Annotated in this window: 15 protein-coding genes and 1 pseudogene; 10 read left to right on the top strand and 6 right to left on the bottom strand. The window is 60.1% G+C overall.

Annotated elements, in window-relative coordinates; genetic code table 11:
• Positions 1–11: 11 nt before the first annotated feature.
• On the top strand, positions 12–836 hold the full coding sequence (locus NL116_RS11580; protein WP_494377263.1) for an alpha/beta fold hydrolase: 825 nt from the start codon (positions 12–14) through the stop codon (positions 834–836).
• A gap of 60 nt (positions 837–896) precedes the next feature.
• Here NL116_RS11580 and NL116_RS11585 read toward each other — a convergent pair whose 3' ends face one another.
• Positions 897–1,337 (bottom strand): helix-turn-helix domain-containing protein, encoded by a 441-nt coding sequence (locus NL116_RS11585; protein WP_494377264.1) that lies wholly within the window; start codon positions 1,335–1,337, stop codon positions 897–899.
• 206 nt (positions 1,338–1,543) lie between these two features.
• Here NL116_RS11585 and NL116_RS11590 point away from each other — a divergent pair, with 206 nt between their 5' ends.
• The 7 genes from NL116_RS11590 (at position 1,544) to ycaC (ending at position 8,900) form a co-directional block, all read left to right on the top strand.
• Positions 1,544–2,530 carry an MBL fold metallo-hydrolase gene (locus tag NL116_RS11590; protein WP_494377265.1) on the top strand — a complete coding sequence of 329 codons (987 nt, stop codon included), beginning with the start codon at positions 1,544–1,546 and terminating at the stop codon, positions 2,528–2,530.
• Positions 2,531–2,565: 35 nt separating this feature from the next.
• Positions 2,566–3,486, top strand: coding sequence for a LysR family transcriptional regulator (locus tag NL116_RS11595; protein WP_494377266.1), 921 nt, complete (start codon positions 2,566–2,568; stop codon positions 3,484–3,486).
• A 186-nt stretch (positions 3,487–3,672) separates the two neighbouring features.
• Positions 3,673–5,049: a hypothetical protein gene (locus NL116_RS11600; protein ID WP_494377267.1), complete on the top strand. Its 1,377-nt coding sequence runs from the start codon at positions 3,673–3,675 to the stop codon at positions 5,047–5,049.
• Between the two features lie 318 nt (positions 5,050–5,367).
• Positions 5,368–5,784: a DoxX family protein gene (locus NL116_RS11605; RefSeq protein WP_494377268.1), complete on the top strand. Its 417-nt coding sequence runs from the start codon at positions 5,368–5,370 to the stop codon at positions 5,782–5,784.
• Entirely contained in the window at positions 5,777–6,370 is a 594-nt protein-coding gene (locus tag NL116_RS11610) for an antibiotic biosynthesis monooxygenase (protein ID WP_494377269.1), read from the top strand. Before NL116_RS11605 ends, NL116_RS11610 begins: the two co-directional genes overlap by 8 nt.
• Positions 6,367–8,205 carry an amidohydrolase gene (locus NL116_RS11615; RefSeq protein WP_494377270.1) on the top strand — a complete coding sequence of 613 codons (1,839 nt, stop codon included), beginning with the start codon at positions 6,367–6,369 and terminating at the stop codon, positions 8,203–8,205. Before NL116_RS11610 ends, NL116_RS11615 begins: the two co-directional genes overlap by 4 nt.
• A gap of 68 nt (positions 8,206–8,273) precedes the next feature.
• Positions 8,274–8,900: an isochorismate family cysteine hydrolase YcaC gene (gene ycaC / locus NL116_RS11620; RefSeq protein WP_027921406.1), complete on the top strand. Its 627-nt coding sequence runs from the start codon at positions 8,274–8,276 to the stop codon at positions 8,898–8,900.
• A 70-nt stretch (positions 8,901–8,970) separates the two neighbouring features.
• Here ycaC and NL116_RS11625 read toward each other — a convergent pair whose 3' ends face one another.
• Both NL116_RS11625 and NL116_RS11630 read right to left on the bottom strand, forming a co-directional pair.
• Entirely contained in the window at positions 8,971–10,398 is a 1,428-nt protein-coding gene (locus NL116_RS11625) for a mechanosensitive ion channel domain-containing protein (RefSeq protein WP_494377271.1), read from the bottom strand.
• A 106-nt stretch (positions 10,399–10,504) separates the two neighbouring features.
• Complete coding sequence (locus tag NL116_RS11630; RefSeq protein ID WP_494377272.1) at positions 10,505–11,524, bottom strand: alpha/beta hydrolase; 1,020 nt, start codon at positions 11,522–11,524, stop codon at positions 10,505–10,507.
• Between the two features lie 161 nt (positions 11,525–11,685).
• Between NL116_RS11630 and NL116_RS11635 the strand changes: the two genes are divergently transcribed.
• Positions 11,686–12,582, top strand: a complete 897-nt coding sequence (locus NL116_RS11635) for a LysR family transcriptional regulator (protein ID WP_494377273.1) — start codon at positions 11,686–11,688, stop codon at positions 12,580–12,582.
• A gap of 356 nt (positions 12,583–12,938) precedes the next feature.
• Here NL116_RS11635 and NL116_RS11640 read toward each other — a convergent pair.
• The 3 genes and pseudogenes from NL116_RS11640 to gspG form a co-directional block, all read right to left on the bottom strand.
• Positions 12,939–13,586: pseudogene (locus tag NL116_RS11640) on the bottom strand (hypothetical protein); the annotation flags it as partial.
• 148 nt (positions 13,587–13,734) lie between these two features.
• Complete coding sequence (locus NL116_RS11645; RefSeq protein WP_494377274.1) at positions 13,735–14,922, bottom strand: type II secretion system F family protein; 1,188 nt, start codon at positions 14,920–14,922, stop codon at positions 13,735–13,737.
• Between the two features lie 12 nt (positions 14,923–14,934).
• Positions 14,935–15,369, bottom strand: coding sequence for a type II secretion system major pseudopilin GspG (gene gspG / locus NL116_RS11650; RefSeq protein ID WP_494377275.1), 435 nt, complete (start codon positions 15,367–15,369; stop codon positions 14,935–14,937).
• Positions 15,370–15,564: 195 nt separating this feature from the next.
• On the opposite strand from gspG, the gene NL116_RS11655 reads away from it, so the two are divergent.
• Positions 15,565–16,173, top strand: a complete 609-nt coding sequence (locus NL116_RS11655; RefSeq protein WP_494377276.1) for a lytic transglycosylase domain-containing protein — start codon at positions 15,565–15,567, stop codon at positions 16,171–16,173.
• The last annotated feature ends 48 nt before the right edge of the window (positions 16,174–16,221 follow it).

Below are 16,221 nucleotides of genomic sequence, written 5' to 3' on the forward strand. Positions count from 1 at the left end.
GGAGATAGCCCATGACTACATTCACCACCCGCGACGGCACCGAGATCTACTACAAGGACTGGGGCACCGGTCAACCCATCGTCTTCAGCCACGGCTGGCCGTTGAATGCCGATAGCTGGGAGTCGCAGATGATTTTCCTGGCCTCCAAGGGCTACCGGGTCATCGCCCATGATCGCCGTGGTCACGGACGCTCCAGCCAGCCGTGGGCGGGTAACGACATGGACCATTACGCCGACGATCTGGCGCAGTTGATCGAGTTGCTGGACCTCAAAGATGCGGTGCTGTTCGGCTTCTCCACCGGCGGCGGCGAAGTGGCGCGCTACATCGGTCGCCATGGCACGGGCCGGCTGGCCAAGGCCGGGCTGATCTCCTCGGTGCCGCCGCTGATGCTCAAGACCGAAGCCAACCCCGGCGGCCTGCCGATCGAAGTGTTCGACGGCATTCGCCAGGCGTCGCTGGTCGACCGTTCGCAGCTGTACATCGACCTCGCCAGTGGTCCGTTCTTCGGCTTCAACCAGCCGGGCGCGAAACCGTCGCAAGGCATGATCGACTGGTTCTGGATGCAAGGCATGATGGCCGGCCACAAGAATGCCTATGACTGCATCAAGGCTTTCTCCGAAACCGACTTCACCGAAGACCTGAAGAAATTCGACATCCCGACCCTGGTGGTGCACGGCGACGCGGATCAGGTAGTGCCGATCGAAGCCGCGGGCATTGCCTCGGCAAAATTGGTCAAAGGTTCTACGTTAAAGATCTACCCGGGCGCGCCCCATGGTCTGACCGACACCCACAAGGATCAACTCAACGCTGATCTGCTGGCATTCCTCAAGGGCTGACACAAGCGGCTACAGGTGCCTGCGCCCCTGTAGCCGCTGTCGAGCGTTCGACGTTGGGCGTTATTGCGCGAGAAGTTGAGCGGTGTAGGCGGGAGGATGGGGTTGTGAACGCGGGGTACGGCATCGCCACGCAAACGGATTGATGCCTTCGCTGCGGGTGAAGATGTGACAGAAGTGCGCCTGATCGCAGAAACCGCATTCGAGGCTGATTTGCGTGAGGCTCAAGTCGGTGTCGCGGATCAACTGCTTGGCCCGTGCAATACGTTGGAGACGTATCCAGTCCTGAGGCGAATAACCGGTGCTGCATTTGAACGCGCGGGAGAAATGACTGCGCGAAAGGGCGCAAGCCCGTGCCAGTTCAGTGACCTCGACGGTTTCATCGAGACGGTCAAGGATCAATTGTTTCGCCAGGCTTTCGCGCCATGGGGTCAGGCCGCCGGTGGCCTGCTTTGGCGATTCAGTGACTGTCGCGCGGGCAACGTTTTGCTGAGAGTGAGCCATGACAAATATCCGTGTCGGTGAGCTTCATTCTTCGTCGCGGGGTGTTGGCAGGCGAGTTAAACGTTGTTAATTCCGTCTTCGCGCACCCCCGGCAAAGGCGCTAACTCAGCACATTGCTGCAAGTTCTCCAGACGCCGTGCTTGCACTATCGACGTCATCCGGTGGCGTTACGCGCGGCCGCTTTTTTATCGATCAAGGGTGAACGCATGAAGCATTCTCTGGTTGGCGCGCTGGGTCTCACAGCAGCGCTGGCATCCGGCATTTCCTCGGCGCAGGCTCCGGCGCAAGTCGGCACCCAAGTGCCGGGCTACTTCCGCCTGGCGGTGGGCGATTACGAAGTGACGGCGTTGTTCGATGGTTACAACGACCTCTCGCCAACACTGCTCAAGGGCCTGACCCAAAGCCAGATTCGCGCGCTGCTGGCCCGTCGCTCGATTGAAACGCCAGGCATGCAAACCGCGTTCAACGCGTTTTTGGTCAACACCGGGAAACAGCTGATTCTGGTGGACTCCGGCGCCGGCCAGTGCATCGGCGCCACGGCCGGCATGCTCTCGGACAACATGAAAGCCTCGGGGTATGAGCCGTCTCAGGTCGATGTGATTCTGTTGACCCACCTGCACCTCGACCACGTCTGCGGGCTGGTCGACGCAGCGCAAAAACCAGTGTTCGCCAATGCCACGGTCTACGCGGCGAAAGCCGAGGCGGATTACTGGCTCGACCCGCAAGCCATCGCCAAGGCACCCGACGGCGCCAAGCCGTATTTCAAAATCGCCCAGGACTCCACAGCGCCTTATGTTGCGCAAGGTCGTTTCAACACGTTCAACGCCGGTCAGTCACCTGTGCCAGGCGTGGTCGATGCGGTGCTGGAGGCCGGGCACACCCCCGGCAGCACCACGTACCGCTTCACTTCGCAGGGTCAGAGCATCCTGTTCATGGGCGATCTGGTGCATAACCTGGCGGTGCAATTCGAGCACCCCGAGGTGTCGATTGCTTTTGACGTCAACAGCCAGCAAGCGATCAAGAGCCGGGCCAAGGTGTTCAGCGATGCGGCTGCCAGCAAGACCTGGGTGACGGCGGCGCACTTGCCGTTTCCGGGCATCGGCCACATTGCCGCCGAGGGCAAGCACTTCCAGTGGGTGCCGGTGGAATATGGCCCTTACAAACGTGCGGCCAACGTACCGCTGATCGAGTAAAGTCCTCTGGCTTACCACACAAAGGAACCGTGCCAATGAACCGTAACGATCTGCGCCGCGTCGACATGAACCTGTTGGTGATTTTCGAGGCGCTGATGTTCGAAAAAAACCTGACCCGTGTCGCGGAAAAACTGTTCATGGGCCAACCGGCGGTGAGTGCGGCGCTGGGACGGTTGCGCGATTTGTTCGACGATCCGTTGTTGCTGCGTAACGGTCGCGGCATGGAGCCAACGGCGCGGGCGCTGGCGATCCTCAAGGAGTTGCAACCAGCAATGGATACGATCTCGGGCGCGGTCAGCCGGGCCAAGGAGTTTGAGCCGGCGACCAGTTGCGACGTGTTTCGAATCGGGTTGTCGGACGATGCCGAGTTCGGCTTGTTTCCACCGTTGCTGCGACAGCTGCAAGAAGAGGCGCCGGGGATCGTGGTCGTGGTGCGCCGCGCCAACTACTTGCTGATGCCAGCGTTGCTGGCCTCCGGGGAAATCTCCGTGGGGGTGAGCTACACCACCGACCTGCCGGCGAACGCCAAACGCAAAAAACTGCGCGATATTCCCTGCAAAGTGCTGCGCGGGGACAAGCGACCGGGCACGCTGACGCTGGATGAATACTGCGAACGGCCCCACGCCATGGTGTCGTTTTCCGGAGACCTGAGCGGCAACATCGACCTCGACCTGGCCAAGCTGGGTCGCAGCCGCCGTGTGGTGTTGGGCGTGCCGCAGTTCAGTGGCTTGCGCGCCTTGCTCGCCGGCACCGAGATGATCGCCACCGTGCCGGACTATGCCGCCTGTGCGTTGGTGGAAGGCTGCGGATTGCGCGCTGAAGACCCGCCGTTTCCCATCGATGCGGCGCAGTTGTCGATGGCGTGGAGCGGGGTCCATGACAATGACCCGGCGGAGCGCTGGTTACGCTCGCGCATCAGTGAGTTCATGTCGGCGCCTTTGCCAATTCCTGCTTGAACGTGATCGCCTCTCTATCGGGCGGGCTCACGCCTACAGGAGCTATGGAGGCCAGTTCTCGAGGCATAACCACTCGTCCGAAAAAATCATCAACCTGTCAGTTATGACAGTGGCGGCTATTCCCGATCCAGTGTGAGATAGGCCAGTACCCTATGGGCAAGGTCAATCACGCACTGAGAGCGAATGATGAATAATCTGACTGCCGTCGCCACCGATGACCTGGCCCCGCCCAGGATCAAGGAAAACCCCGCGTTCACGGTCCTGGACCCGATGGCGGTCAGGCATAACCTGACCATCGTTGTGAACTACGAAAGCCAGGCCACGGACAGGATCAGCGTGAACTGGCAGGGGGCGCCGGACACTCCGTCCGAAGGTTCATATACCTCGGGCTTCGTCGAGGTCGGTAATACTCGCCCCATGGAGCTACGAATCCCCAATTCGTTGGTGACATTCAATCTGGGCCGAACGATCACGCTGACTTACACCGTTAACAGTGGCGACGGCTCGGCGCCCAGAACCTCGCAGCCGTTGATTTTGTATGTGCTGCCGCTGGCACAACGCGATCTGCCCAGACCGTTTATCCCGCAGGCGGACGACGCGGGTGAAGGCTTGGTCCTGAATGTGAATAACCTGACAGAATTCACCTTGCGAATTAATGCATGGCCCTTGATTGCCTACGGTCAAACGCATTGGCTTCGGCTCCGGGGGACCAACGCCAACGGCAGTGATTTCGAGGCTGTGTACTGGCCTGGCACTGTGGTTGATCAGCAATTGATCTTTTACGGCTTTTATAAACAAAATTTTGATGCCGTTCCGCTCAAGCAGCTCAGGGATCGCAGCACGTTGATTCTGGAGTTCATGGCGACGCTGGATGGAAGCGATGATGAGACCACTGCTCTGATTTTTGCGCCGCGCAACTACATTGTGAGAACTGATGCACCGGTGACGCCGGTGATCTTGTCGGTGAAGGATCCATTCGGTCAGGACATCATCGATGGCGGGAATATCGGGCATAACAACGTGACGGTAGAAGGGATCGCCATGGTGGGTGGAGAAGTGGAAGTTTTTGACGGGCTCATTTCCAAAGGCACCGTCAGGGCCGTTTCCGGTCGTTGGGAATTTTTGATGGTGGGCCTGGGCAATGGGCGTCACGTGTTCAAGGCTGTGGCCTTGTATGGCGGTCATGAGGACTCCAACACCTGGACAATCAACGTTGCGGCACAATTACCGTTGCCGCTGACCATCAAAGAGGCCCCCGATAACACCAACCTGGACCCGGCAGCGGCCAGGGACCGCCTGACTGCCGTTTTGAACTACGACATGATATCCACAGACCTGGTCAGAGTGATGTGGGTAGGAACGCCGGGTGCCGGGACGCGAACCACCGCTCCAGTCCAGGTTGGCAACTCAAGGCCCAGAGAAATACTGTTACCCACAACGCTAGTAAGCGCCAACCTCGGCACAAGGGTCACGGTGACCTTCAGCTATACCCGTGGAACATCGCCCCCTGTGGTATCAGAGCCTTTGAGTCTGAATGTGCTGGCCAATCCGGCAGGCGAGTAGGGCCGGGCGCTGAGATCTGCGCAGCTTTGCCCGTTGCACAGAACGGCCTTTGAAGGGGCCGTTTTTTATGCCCGACAAAAACCGGCGGGCAACAAAAATCTGCTGGCGATGGCGGCATGCCATTCAACGTGGATGTTGCCTGACCCACCGCTATCGCGAGCAGGCTCACTCCTGCAATTGATCTGCGTGGGTTGGTAGATCCAGGTGCATCCACAAAAAGAGCACACCCATCCAATTTTTCCCGTCCCCACACCGGCACTATCGAAAAACGTCCCGGCATATCGTTGCCGTTGATTTTTTCATTTGTACGGGTAGCCCATGAACACATCGCAACGGGATGAACGGGTCCAAGACTGGGGCCTGCTGTTTCTGCGAGTCAGTGCCAGCCTGTTCCTGTTGGGGGTGCACGGTTTACCGAAGCTGCTTAACTACAGCACTCAACTGCACGTCATCGAAGACCCTTTCCACCTCGGCGCTAACCTGACGCTGGTGCTGGCGATTTTCGCCGAAGTGCTGTGCCCGCTGCTGATCATTGCCGGGCTATTGGCGCGCTTGGCGTGTCTGCCGATTTTGTCTGTGTTGCTGGTGGCGATGGTGGTCGTGCATCCGCAATGGAGCCTCGAAGAAGGGCAATTCGGCTGGTTGTTGTTGATCTTGTTCACCAGCATTTTCATCGCCGGGCCTGGTCGGCTGGCGCTCAATGTCCGATTCGCCGGAGTGTTGCGTTATGCCTGAAGCCAAACCTTTTGAAGAAGTCGTGACCCTGGTCATCAAGCACCGGGTCAAGGCCGGTTATGAGGTGCCTTACGAAGCCTGGCTGCGCAACATTGTCAGTATCGCCGGACAACAGGAAGGGCACTTGGGCGTGGACGTGATGCGCGGTAAAAACGCCGGGCTCGACATGTACACCTGCGTGCTGCGCTTTTGCACCACCGATGCAATGCAGCAGTGGCTCGATTCGCCGCTACGCCTGGAACTGGTCAGCGAAGCCACCCCGATGCTCGCTGACGGCGACCAGACTGAGGTCAATCCGGTCAATGAATTCTGGTTCGCGCCCCAGGCCGACGCCGCGTCGCCACCACCGCCACGCTGGAAGCAGGCCGTGGTGACCTTGCTGGTGATTCTGCCGCACACCTTGCTGGTGCCGCTGATCTGGGGACCGCTGCTGCAACTCAATGCCGTTCTCTCCAATTACGTCGTAGCGACGTTCCTGATCACGCTCACCATCGTGCTGTCGGTGGTGTACCTGTTCATGCCCATGGCGACCCGATTGTTCGCGCCCTGGTTATCTCCTTCCCCTCAGCCCAAGGAAACGCGATGAACGCCGACCTGATTTTGTTCAATGGCCAATTTCATACCGTTGACCGTGAAAACCCCCGAGCCAGTGCCGTGGCGATCCGCGACGGCCGTTTTGTCGCGGTTGGCACCGATGCCGAGGCCATGGCCCTGCGCGGCTCGGGCACGCAAGTGATCGACCTCAAGGGTCGCTGTGTGATTCCCGGCCTTAACGACTCGCACTTGCACCTGATCCGTGGCGGTTTGAACTACAACCTCGAACTGCGCTGGGAAGGCGTGCCTTCGGTGGTCGATGCGTTGCGCATGCTTAAAGAGCAGGCCGACCGTACGCCGACCCCGCAATGGGTGCGCGTGGTGGGGGGCTGGAATGAATTCCAGTTCGCCGAAAAACGCATGCCGACCCTCGAAGAACTCAACCAGGCCGCGCCAGACACCCCGGTGTTCGTGCTGCACCTGTATGACCGCGCCTTGCTCAACCGCGCGGCGCTGCGCGTTGCCGGTTACACCCGCGATACGCCGAATCCGCCGGGCGGCGAGATTGTCCGTGATGCCAACGGCAACCCGACCGGCATGCTGGTCGCGCGGCCCAATGCGATGATTTTGTACTCGACGCTGGCCAAGGGGCCGAAATTGCCGCTGGAATATCAGGTCAACTCGACCCGCCAATTCATGCGCGAACTCAATCGTCTCGGCCTGACCAGCGCTATCGATGCCGGCGGTGGTTTCCAGAATTACCCGGACGATTATCAGGTGATCGAGCAGTTGGCCAAGGATCAGCAACTGACCATTCGCATCGCCTACAACCTGTTCACCCAGAAGCCCAAAGAAGAACTCAGCGACTTCAAGAACTGGACCAGCAGCGTGACTCTGCACCAGGGCGATGATTACTTGCGGCACAACGGTGCCGGCGAAATGCTGGTGTTCTCGGCGGCGGATTTCGAAGACTTCCTCGAGCCGCGCCCGGACCTGCCGCAGACCATGGAAGACGAGCTGGAACCGGTGGTGCGCCACTTGGTCGAGCAGCGTTGGCCGTTCCGTTTGCACGCCACCTACAACGAATCCATCAGCCGGATGCTCGATGTGTTCGAGAAGGTCAACCGCGACATTCCGTTCAACGGTCTGCCGTGGTTTTTCGACCACGCTGAAACCATCACCCCGCAGAACATTGAGCGGGTGAGGGCGCTGGGCGGTGGTATTGCGATTCAGGACCGGATGGCATTCCAGGGCGAATATTTTGTCGAGCGTTACGGCGCCAAAGCCGCGCAAGCGACGCCGCCGATCAAGCGCATGCTGGCCGAAGGTGTACCGGTCGGCGCTGGCACCGATGCCACGAGAGTGTCCAGCTACAATCCTTGGACCTCTTTGTACTGGATGGTCAGCGGGCGCACTGTCGGCGGCCTGGAACTGCACGCGGAAGGCCTTTCCCGGCAGACCGCGCTGGAACTGTTCACCCATGGCAGCGCCTGGTTCTCTTCCGAACAGGGCAAGAAAGGCATGATCAAGGTCGGTCAACTGGCGGACGTCGCGGCTCTGAGCGCGGACTTTTTCAGCGTCGACGAGGAAGCCATCAAATGGATCGAGTCGGTGTTGACCGTAGTCGGCGGCAAAGTGGTGTACGCCGCCGGTGACTTCGAAAAACTCGGGCCGGCCAGCGTGCCGGTGCTGCCGGACTGGTCGCCGGTGGTGAAGGTGCCAGGTCACTGGCGGCCGACCTCGCCGATGCAGGCGCAGGTTCACCATTGCAGTGGGCCGTGCGGCGTGCATGCCCACAGCCACGAAAAGGCGCGTTTGTCGAATGCGCCAGTCAGCGATTTCGCGGGTTTCTGGGGCGCCTTTGGCTGCTCGTGCTTCGCGTTCTGACGATCATAAAAAAGCGCCGATGGACTGCATCGGCGCTCGACGTAAAAACCAACCTCGAGGAGTTTCACATGAGCAACGTTCCGTATAAACGCCTGAACAAAGACGACGCTGTTGTCCTGTTGGTCGATCACCAGACCGGCCTGATTTCGCTGGTTCAGGATTTCTCACCGAACGAATTCAAGAACAACGTGCTGGCCCTCGCGGACCTGGCCAAGTTCTTCAAACTGCCGACTATTCTCACCACCAGCTTCGAAAACGGCCCGAACGGCCCGATGGTGCCGGAGCTCAAAGAACTGTTCCCGGACGCGCCGTACATTCCGCGTCCAGGCCAGATCAACGCCTGGGACAACGAAGACTTCGTCAAAGCCGTCAAAGCCACGGGCCGCAAGCAGTTGATCATCGCCGGCGTGGTGACGGACGTTTGCGTGACCTTCCCGACACTGTCAGCACTGGCTGAAGGCTTTGAAGTGTTCGTCGTCACCGACGCCTCGGGGACCTTCAATGAAACCGTGCAACAAGCGGCATGGGCGCGTATGACGGCGGCGGGTGCGCAACTCGTCAACTGGTTCTCGGTGGCTTGCGAACTGCAAGGCGACTGGCGCAACGACATGGAAGGCCTGGCGAATTTGCTGTCGCCGCGTATTCCGAACTATCGCAATCTGATGAACAGCTATTCGGCGCTGACGTCGAAGTAAGTCCTGTCACTATCGACGCATGACCTGTGGGAGCGAGCCTGCTCGCTCCCACAGTGTTTATGTCTTGCATTCAATGCTTTTGCAGCCACCCCAGAAATCCTCCTTTCTTGATCGGTAGCGGTTTGGCCATCAACGCCAACCGGCTGTTCTGCTGCCGCACTGCCTGCAACTTGTTCAATGCCCGACCCACTTCAACCCGTTGTTCCATGCAACTGCGAGTCAGCGATTTGTCGATCCGGTAAATGATGCACGAGGTCAGCGCAGTGAAGGTCGCCTGGGATGGCGTATCGGTGAGGATGCTCTGTTCACCCATCACTTCGCTCGGGCCCATGCGGCCGGCTTCGGTGTGCCCGGCGCCGTCCGGCACGGTCGCGCTGACCACGCCGGTTGCGATGACCAACAAGCTGTCTGGAACTTCACCGACTTCCAGCACCACCTGACCGGCCGCGTACTGCTGCGCAACCATCGATCCGGCCATTTGATCGCGCTCATCCTCGCTCAGGGAACGAAATATTTTCACCTCGTCGAGCAACGCCCGTGCGCGGGTGGTCGGTTCAATCACGCCATCGATTCGCCGCGAAATGCCCGCCGCTTCGAGGTGCCGATGCGCCAGGTCGAACAATTGATTGCGCACTTCGCTCTTCTTGCTCAGGTCGGCAATAAAGCCGCTGACCACGTATTCGGACATCGTTTCGCCGGCCTCTTTCAACACTGCTTTCGGCGGCGGATTCAGCAGCCAACTGCTGCTGCCTTGAAGGGTACGATCCAGTGCGTCCAACACTCGGCGCGGACGGATGGGGTTCGGCACTTGAATACTGATCGACACGCCGTGCATGTTGTCTGGCCGGCTGAGGTTGACGATTTTTGCCTTGGCCGCCACCGAGTTCGGCACGACCGCTGTGGTGCCGGCGCTGGTCAGCAGGTGCGTGGCGCGCCAGTCGATGTCCAGCACCTTGCCTTCTACACCGTCGATCACTACAAAATCATCCACCTGATACGGCTTGGTGGTATTGAGCACGATCCCGGAAAACACATCGCTCAAGGTACTTTGCAGCGCCAGACCGACGACGATGGCGACGACGCCAGACGTCGCCAGCAAACCTTTCACCGGCAGTTCCAGCACATAACCGGCCGCCGCCACGATGGCGATCAGAAACACCAGCGCACCAATCACGTCCTGCAACAATCGACCGCTGTGACCGACACGGCGCATCAGCACCAGGCCGATGACTTCGGTGAGCACGCGCGCGGCGTACAGCCACCAGAGAATACCCAGCGCCGTGGCGCCCAATTGCGCCACCCGGTCCTCGGCAAACAGCGGTGCCTGCAACGGGCTGACACCGGCGTTGATCACCAGCGCGCTGAACATCACAAACAGTGCCAGGCGCACGGCGACCCGCGTGACGCGGTGCTTGAACGGCGCGAGGTGCCAGAGCACGGTGTCGATCACCAGCAGCAGGGCACTCCAGGACAGCGGATGGGCGAGGATGAAGGACATGAGTGGAACTCTCGAAGGTTTACAAAACGCCTTGTGGCTCGCCACAGGCGCACCGCACATCACAAAAAAACTCGCCACACAGTGCTGTGTGGCGAGTTGTAAGGACTCAGTTCAGATGCGTCTTGAGTTCCAGTGCCGCTTGGCGAACCGCCGCTTTCACTTCCGGAATCTGGCTCAGCGGGTTAAGCAGCCCGAAGTCGTGAATCATCCCGTTGTAGCGCACGGACGTGACTGGCACACCCGCCGCGTCGAGGTGACGGGCATAGGCTTCGCCTTCGTCGCGCAACACGTCGAACTCGGCGGTTTGCACCAGGGCTGCCGGCAAGCCTTTGAGCTGTTCGGCGCTGGCCTGCAGCGGCGACGCATGGATCTGTGCGCGTTCAGTCTGATCGGTGGTGTAGTTGTCCCAGAACCAATTCATCATGCCCTTGGTCAGGAAGTGGCCCTCGGCAAATTGCTGGTACGACACGGTGTCAAACTTGGCATTGGTCACTGGCCACATCAACAACTGGAACCGCAGCGCCGGGGTGTTCTGCTCCTTGGCCATCAACGCCACCACGGCTGCCATGTTGCCGCCGACGCTGTTGCCGGCCACCGCGAGGCGCTTGCCGTCAACACCGATTTCCTTGCCATGCTCGGCGACCCAGCGGGTGGCGGCATAAGCCTGGTTGATCGCCGTCGGGTAGTGGGCTTCCGGCGACGGCGTGTAATCGACATACACCGCGACAGCGCCGGAGCCGACCACCAGGTCGTGGATCAAGCGTTGGTGAGTCGGGTAATCGCCCAACACCCAACCGCCACCGTGGAAGAACATGAACACCGGCAATTCACCCTTGACCTTGGCCGGACGCACGATTTTCAGGTTAATGGTTTGGCCATCGACCTTGATCGCGCGGTCGCTGACGTCCACACCCGACAAATCCACCTTCACCGAGTTTTGCGCACCTGTCAGTACCGCACGGGCCTCTTTCGGGCTCAGTTGCTCAAGTGGCTTGCCACCACCGGCGGCGAGGGCCTCAAGGAAGGCTTGGGTGTTGTGTTCGACCCCTGGGCTGCCGGCAGCAAATGCGTTGCCGATGGAGAGGGCGAGGAGGGACGCGGTCAGGGTTTTTTTGACGAGGTTCATGGGTAAATCCTTTTTAATTGGTTAGAAGTTGATTACCGAAGGTCCAGGTTGCTGCGGGCTCTGTGGTTCAGGCCTCAGCAACACCGTGAACACAGATTAATAGGGTGCCGATACGCGAAAAAGCGGCTATAAAGTGTTTGACTGTCAACCAAGGCGTGACAATGAACCCGTTTGAAGATATGCGTATTTTTTGCCAGGTCATGGACTCCGGCAGCTTCACGGCGGCGGCTGATCAATTGGGCCTGTCCAAGCAGTTCGTCAGCCGTCGCCTGATGCAGCTCGAAGAGCGCCTGGGCGTGCGCTTGCTCAATCGCTCGACGCGGCGGCTAGACGTCACGCCGCTGGGGCAAAGTTATTACGAGTCAGCCTTGCGCCTGCTGGGTGAGGTCGAGCAAGTGGAGCAGGGCATCGCCGGGCAGACCGCCGAGCCACGCGGCACCATTCGCATCAGCGCACCGTTGTCGTTTGCGGTGGCACATTTGGGGTGTCTGCTGCCGGTGTTCTTGCAGCGTTATCGCGACGTCACCGTGGAGGTGGACCTGAGTGATCGCCCGGTGGACTTGCTCAGTGAGGGCTACGACCTGGCCTTGCGCATCGGCATTCTGGAAGACTCGACGCTGATCGCCCGACGCATCGCGTCTATCCAGCGCGTTTACTGCGCCAGCCCGACGTACCTGGCCGAACGGGGTACGCCGCTCAAACCCGAAGACCTGCACGGCCACGACTGCCTGCCGTATGGTCACGGTCGCCAGGTGCAATGGCGTTTTGACGGGCAGGGCAAACCACTGACCGTCAATGTCACGGGCAGGATGCGGGTCAACAACGGGGAGTTGCTCAAGGACGCGGCGATTGCCGGAATGGGGATTACGTACTTGCCGACGTTTATCGTCGGTGCAGCCTTGCAGGATGGCAGGCTGGTGCCGGTGCTGGAGGCGTTTCGACCTGAGCCGCTGAGATTGTCAGCGGTCTATCCGCAGCATCGCCAAAGCTCGCGTCCGGTGCAGGCGTTGATCGAATTTTTGCGCGAATGGCTGGATCAATCTGAAGGCGAACTCTAAGCCTCACACACAGTTCCCTCTGTAGGGGTGAGCCTGCTCGCGATGGCGGCGTCTCAGACAACATCAATGTTGAATGACAAATGGCAATCGCGTGCAGGCTCACTCTCACAGGAGATTTTTGAGGTTGCCGTGTTTAGCGGTTATTAGCTCTTCTTGTCATCGCCGACCTCGCCATTGGCATGTACGCCACGGTCATCGCCGACTTCGCCGTTGGCATGAACGCCATGGTCATCGCCGATTTCGCCGTTGGCGTGAACGCCATTTTGGTTATGGGATACTTCACCGGAGCGATGAACGCCATTTTGGTTATGGGACACTTCACCGGAGCGATGAACGCCATTTTGGTTATGGGACACTTCACCGGAGCGATGAACGCCATTTTGGTTATGGGACACTTCACCGGAACGATGAACACCATGGTCATCGCCTGCTTCGCCGTTGGCATGAACGCCATGGTCATCGCCGGCTTCGCCATTGGCATGAACGCCATGATCGTCGCCAGCTTCGGCGTGTGTGCCACTGCGCCCGGAGTTGGAGGAGGCTGTATTACCGGCATTGCCCGGGCCATGGTCGCTGCCGCTGTGGCTGCTGCCGCTATTGCCGCCGCTGCCACTGTTGCCGCCACTGCCGCTTCCGCCGTGACCGCCGCCATTGCCGCCACCGCCGCCATTACCGCCGCCACCGCCGCCATTACCACCGCCGCCGCCACCATTGCCGCCGCCGCCGCCGCCATTTCCGCCGCCACCACCGCCGCCATTGCCACCGCCGCCGCCATTTCCGCCGCCACCGCCGCCATTACCACCGCCGCCACCGCCATTGCCGCCATGACCGCCGCCACCGCCGCCGCCACCGCCGCCGCCATTACCTCCACCCCCTCCGCCGCCACCCCCACCATCCTTGGCCTGAGCGGTCGACATACTGGACAGACTGTCCGGTATCAATACGGTGGACGCCGACAAGACCGCGCCAATAGCTACTGCCAGTAAAAGCTTGTTGATGTGCATGTCGTTCTCCGTTTTCTTCAGGGTTGGAACGTTGATGAACAATGCAACGTGCTGCTCAATTCAATAGGTGAACACCTCTGGGTTCGGATTTATTCAGTTGGAACGTCGATAAAAAAAGCCACACAGCGCCAGGCCCCGTTCCAGAGCCTTAGTGAATGCTTGAGGCCAGTTCGAAAATCGGCATGTACATCAGGATCACGATGACCCCGATCAACAATCCGATAAACGTCATGAGCAGCGGTTCGAACAGCCGGACAAACCATTCGAGCCAGCGACTGATTTCTTCGTCGTAGAAGTCGGCGCTGCGCTCCATCATTTGCCCGAGGTTGCCGGACTGCTCGCCGGCGCGCAGCAAGCGCAGAGACACCGGAGTCACGAGTTGATTGAGCTCCAGCGCGGCCGACAGCGATTGGCCTTCGCGAACCCGTTCGCAGGCTTCGTCCAGGCGTGTACGGGAGGCCACGGTGAGCAGGCCGCGCACCATGCCCATGGCCGTGACGAGAGGAATGCCGCCCTGCAGCAGAATGCCCAGCGAACGGTAGAAGCGCGCGAGTTCGTACATGAAGATGCGTTGATGGATGGCCGGGAGTTTTTCGATCAGCCGGTCCACGCCCCGACGAAAGGCCGGTTGGCGCTGGAGGAAGGCGATGGCGACGATGATCGCCAGCAACCCGCCGAAGAATTCACCCTGATGCGCGTGGAGGAACATCCCGCTGGTCATCAGCACTTGCGACAGCCATGGCAGGTTCGAGCCCAGGCCTTCAAACACCAGGCTGAAGCGCGGCACCACGTAGCCCATCAAAAACAACACCACGCCACCACCCACCACCAGCAAGAGCATGGGGTAGATTGACGCGCTGACGATTTTTTGCCGAACCTCGTCCATGCGCTGGCGATAGCTGACATAACGGCCCAGGGCTTCGCCCACGGCGCCGGTCTTCTCGCTGGACTGCACCAGCGCCACATACAAAGGCGGGAAAACGGCCGACATCTGGCCCAGGGCCTGGGAGAACGATTTGCCCTCGTAGAGCAAGCGCACCAGCTCACTCAAGGTTTTACGGGCCTGAGGCGCGCTTTCTTTTTCGGCCAGGCTTTCCAGTGCATCGATCAACGGCAAGCCCGCGTTGAGCAAGGTGGTCAGTTCCTGGCTGAACAACACCAGGTTGAAAGTCTCTCGCTGTTGCAGACGCAAGGCGCGCCAGTGCCGTTCGGCATGCAGGCTGACCACCCGCAATCCCTGGTCTTCGATGATGCGCCGGGCTTCGCTGTGGCCGGGGGCCTCGACCGTCATCGAGACCACGCCGGCCTTGCCCACGGCTTTTAGATGAAAGCGCATGGTCGTCCCCCGTCATTGCCAACTGGTGATTTCGGCGTTTTCGCCTTCGCCACCGGGCTGCCCGTCCTTGCCCATGGAGAGCAGATCGTACTCACCGTTTTCACCGGGATAGCGGTAGGTGTAGTTACGGCCCCAGGGGTCCTGCGGCAATTTTTTCTGCAAGTAAGGGCCGGTCCAGTGGGTTTCGTCGCTCGGCGCGGTGACCAGCGCCTGCAAGCCCTGTTCGGTCGACGGGTAGTGACCGACCTCCAGGCGATACAAATCCAGCGCCTTGCCCAGGCCCTCGATTTGCGCCTTGGCGACTTTCACTTCGGAGCGTCCGAGTTGGGCGAAATATTTCGGCGCAACGATGCCGGCCAACAGCCCCAGCACCACCAGCACCACCAACAGCTCGAGCAGGGTGAACCCGCGTTGCGTACGCGGAGCACAGCACAGACGTTGATTCATGATGACCTCACACAATCGGCAGAAGGGTCGCACTAAAGGCTTATGCAATTGCCATGCAAAGCCTTGGGCAACCTTCTGAACCTCCCGTGCTACGGCCTTTCACGCTTACGGCACAGTGCTTGCGTATGGCTGATTAACGATCGGCCAGTGGGGCATTACCCCCAATTTTCGGGGCCGGCCAGGGGAGGTCGAACAATGAAAACACTCACCACTGGATTGCTCGGTTGTTTGCTGTTGACCAGCGTCGCACAGGCCGATGTCTTCGTTTCCGTGGACGCCAAGGGCAGCTACGTACTGTCCAACGTTCACCGCCCCGGCCGCACCTATGAACGGGTCATACACGAGCCCGCCGCGGCGGTCGTCAGCCTTGATCAGCAACCGCAGATGATCGCCGCGCAGCCCTATGCCGAACTGGTCTCTGCGGCTGCCAAGGCCAACGAAGTCCCAGAGGCGCTGCTGCACGCCGTCATCCGCGCAGAGTCCCGTTACAACGCGGATGCAACGTCTGCCAAGGGGGCCGGCGGGCTGATGCAATTGATGCCCGAGACCGCTCGGGAAATGGGGGTCAAGGATGTCTACGATCCCAAAGCCAACATCCAGGGCGGCGCCAAATACCTCAAGCGCCTGTTGACCCTGTTCGACAACGACATTGCCCTCGCGGTGGCGGCCTACAACGCCGGGCCGCAAGCGGTGCTCAGTCGCGGCGGGGTGATCCCGCCGTTTGCCGAAACTCAGCGCTACGTGCCGGATGTTCTGCGCCAATACCGTCGTTTGCAGGGCCTCGCCGTGGACGCGCCGTTGTAGTCGATACGGGGTGAAGGCTTGCCCCAACAGTGGGGAATGATGGCCCCG

The sequence above is a fragment of the Pseudomonas sp. FBCC-B1667 genome (assembly GCF_059133255.1).

What these genes read in the sequence shown, in the direction of transcription:
- NL116_RS11655 (WP_494377276.1), top strand. Translation starts at nt 15,565, where the DNA reads ATGAAAACACTCACCACTGGATTGCTCGGTTGTTTGCTGTTGACCAGC.
- gspG (WP_494377275.1), bottom strand. Translation starts at nt 15,369, where the DNA reads ATGAATCAACGTCTGTGCTGTGCTCCGCGTACGCAACGCGGGTTCACC.
- NL116_RS11590 (WP_494377265.1), top strand. Translation starts at nt 1,544, where the DNA reads ATGAAGCATTCTCTGGTTGGCGCGCTGGGTCTCACAGCAGCGCTGGCA.
- NL116_RS11585 (WP_494377264.1), bottom strand. Translation starts at nt 1,337, where the DNA reads ATGGCTCACTCTCAGCAAAACGTTGCCCGCGCGACAGTCACTGAATCG.
- NL116_RS11625 (WP_494377271.1), bottom strand. Translation starts at nt 10,398, where the DNA reads ATGTCCTTCATCCTCGCCCATCCGCTGTCCTGGAGTGCCCTGCTGCTG.
- NL116_RS11610 (WP_494377269.1), top strand. Translation starts at nt 5,777, where the DNA reads ATGCCTGAAGCCAAACCTTTTGAAGAAGTCGTGACCCTGGTCATCAAG.
- NL116_RS11600 (WP_494377267.1), top strand. Translation starts at nt 3,673, where the DNA reads ATGAATAATCTGACTGCCGTCGCCACCGATGACCTGGCCCCGCCCAGG.
- NL116_RS11615 (WP_494377270.1), top strand. Translation starts at nt 6,367, where the DNA reads ATGAACGCCGACCTGATTTTGTTCAATGGCCAATTTCATACCGTTGAC.
- NL116_RS11635 (WP_494377273.1), top strand. Translation starts at nt 11,686, where the DNA reads ATGAACCCGTTTGAAGATATGCGTATTTTTTGCCAGGTCATGGACTCC.
- NL116_RS11605 (WP_494377268.1), top strand. Translation starts at nt 5,368, where the DNA reads ATGAACACATCGCAACGGGATGAACGGGTCCAAGACTGGGGCCTGCTG.
- ycaC (WP_027921406.1), top strand. Translation starts at nt 8,274, where the DNA reads ATGAGCAACGTTCCGTATAAACGCCTGAACAAAGACGACGCTGTTGTC.
- NL116_RS11580 (WP_494377263.1), top strand. Translation starts at nt 12, where the DNA reads ATGACTACATTCACCACCCGCGACGGCACCGAGATCTACTACAAGGAC.
- NL116_RS11645 (WP_494377274.1), bottom strand. Translation starts at nt 14,922, where the DNA reads ATGCGCTTTCATCTAAAAGCCGTGGGCAAGGCCGGCGTGGTCTCGATG.
- NL116_RS11595 (WP_494377266.1), top strand. Translation starts at nt 2,566, where the DNA reads ATGAACCGTAACGATCTGCGCCGCGTCGACATGAACCTGTTGGTGATT.
- NL116_RS11630 (WP_494377272.1), bottom strand. Translation starts at nt 11,524, where the DNA reads ATGAACCTCGTCAAAAAAACCCTGACCGCGTCCCTCCTCGCCCTCTCC.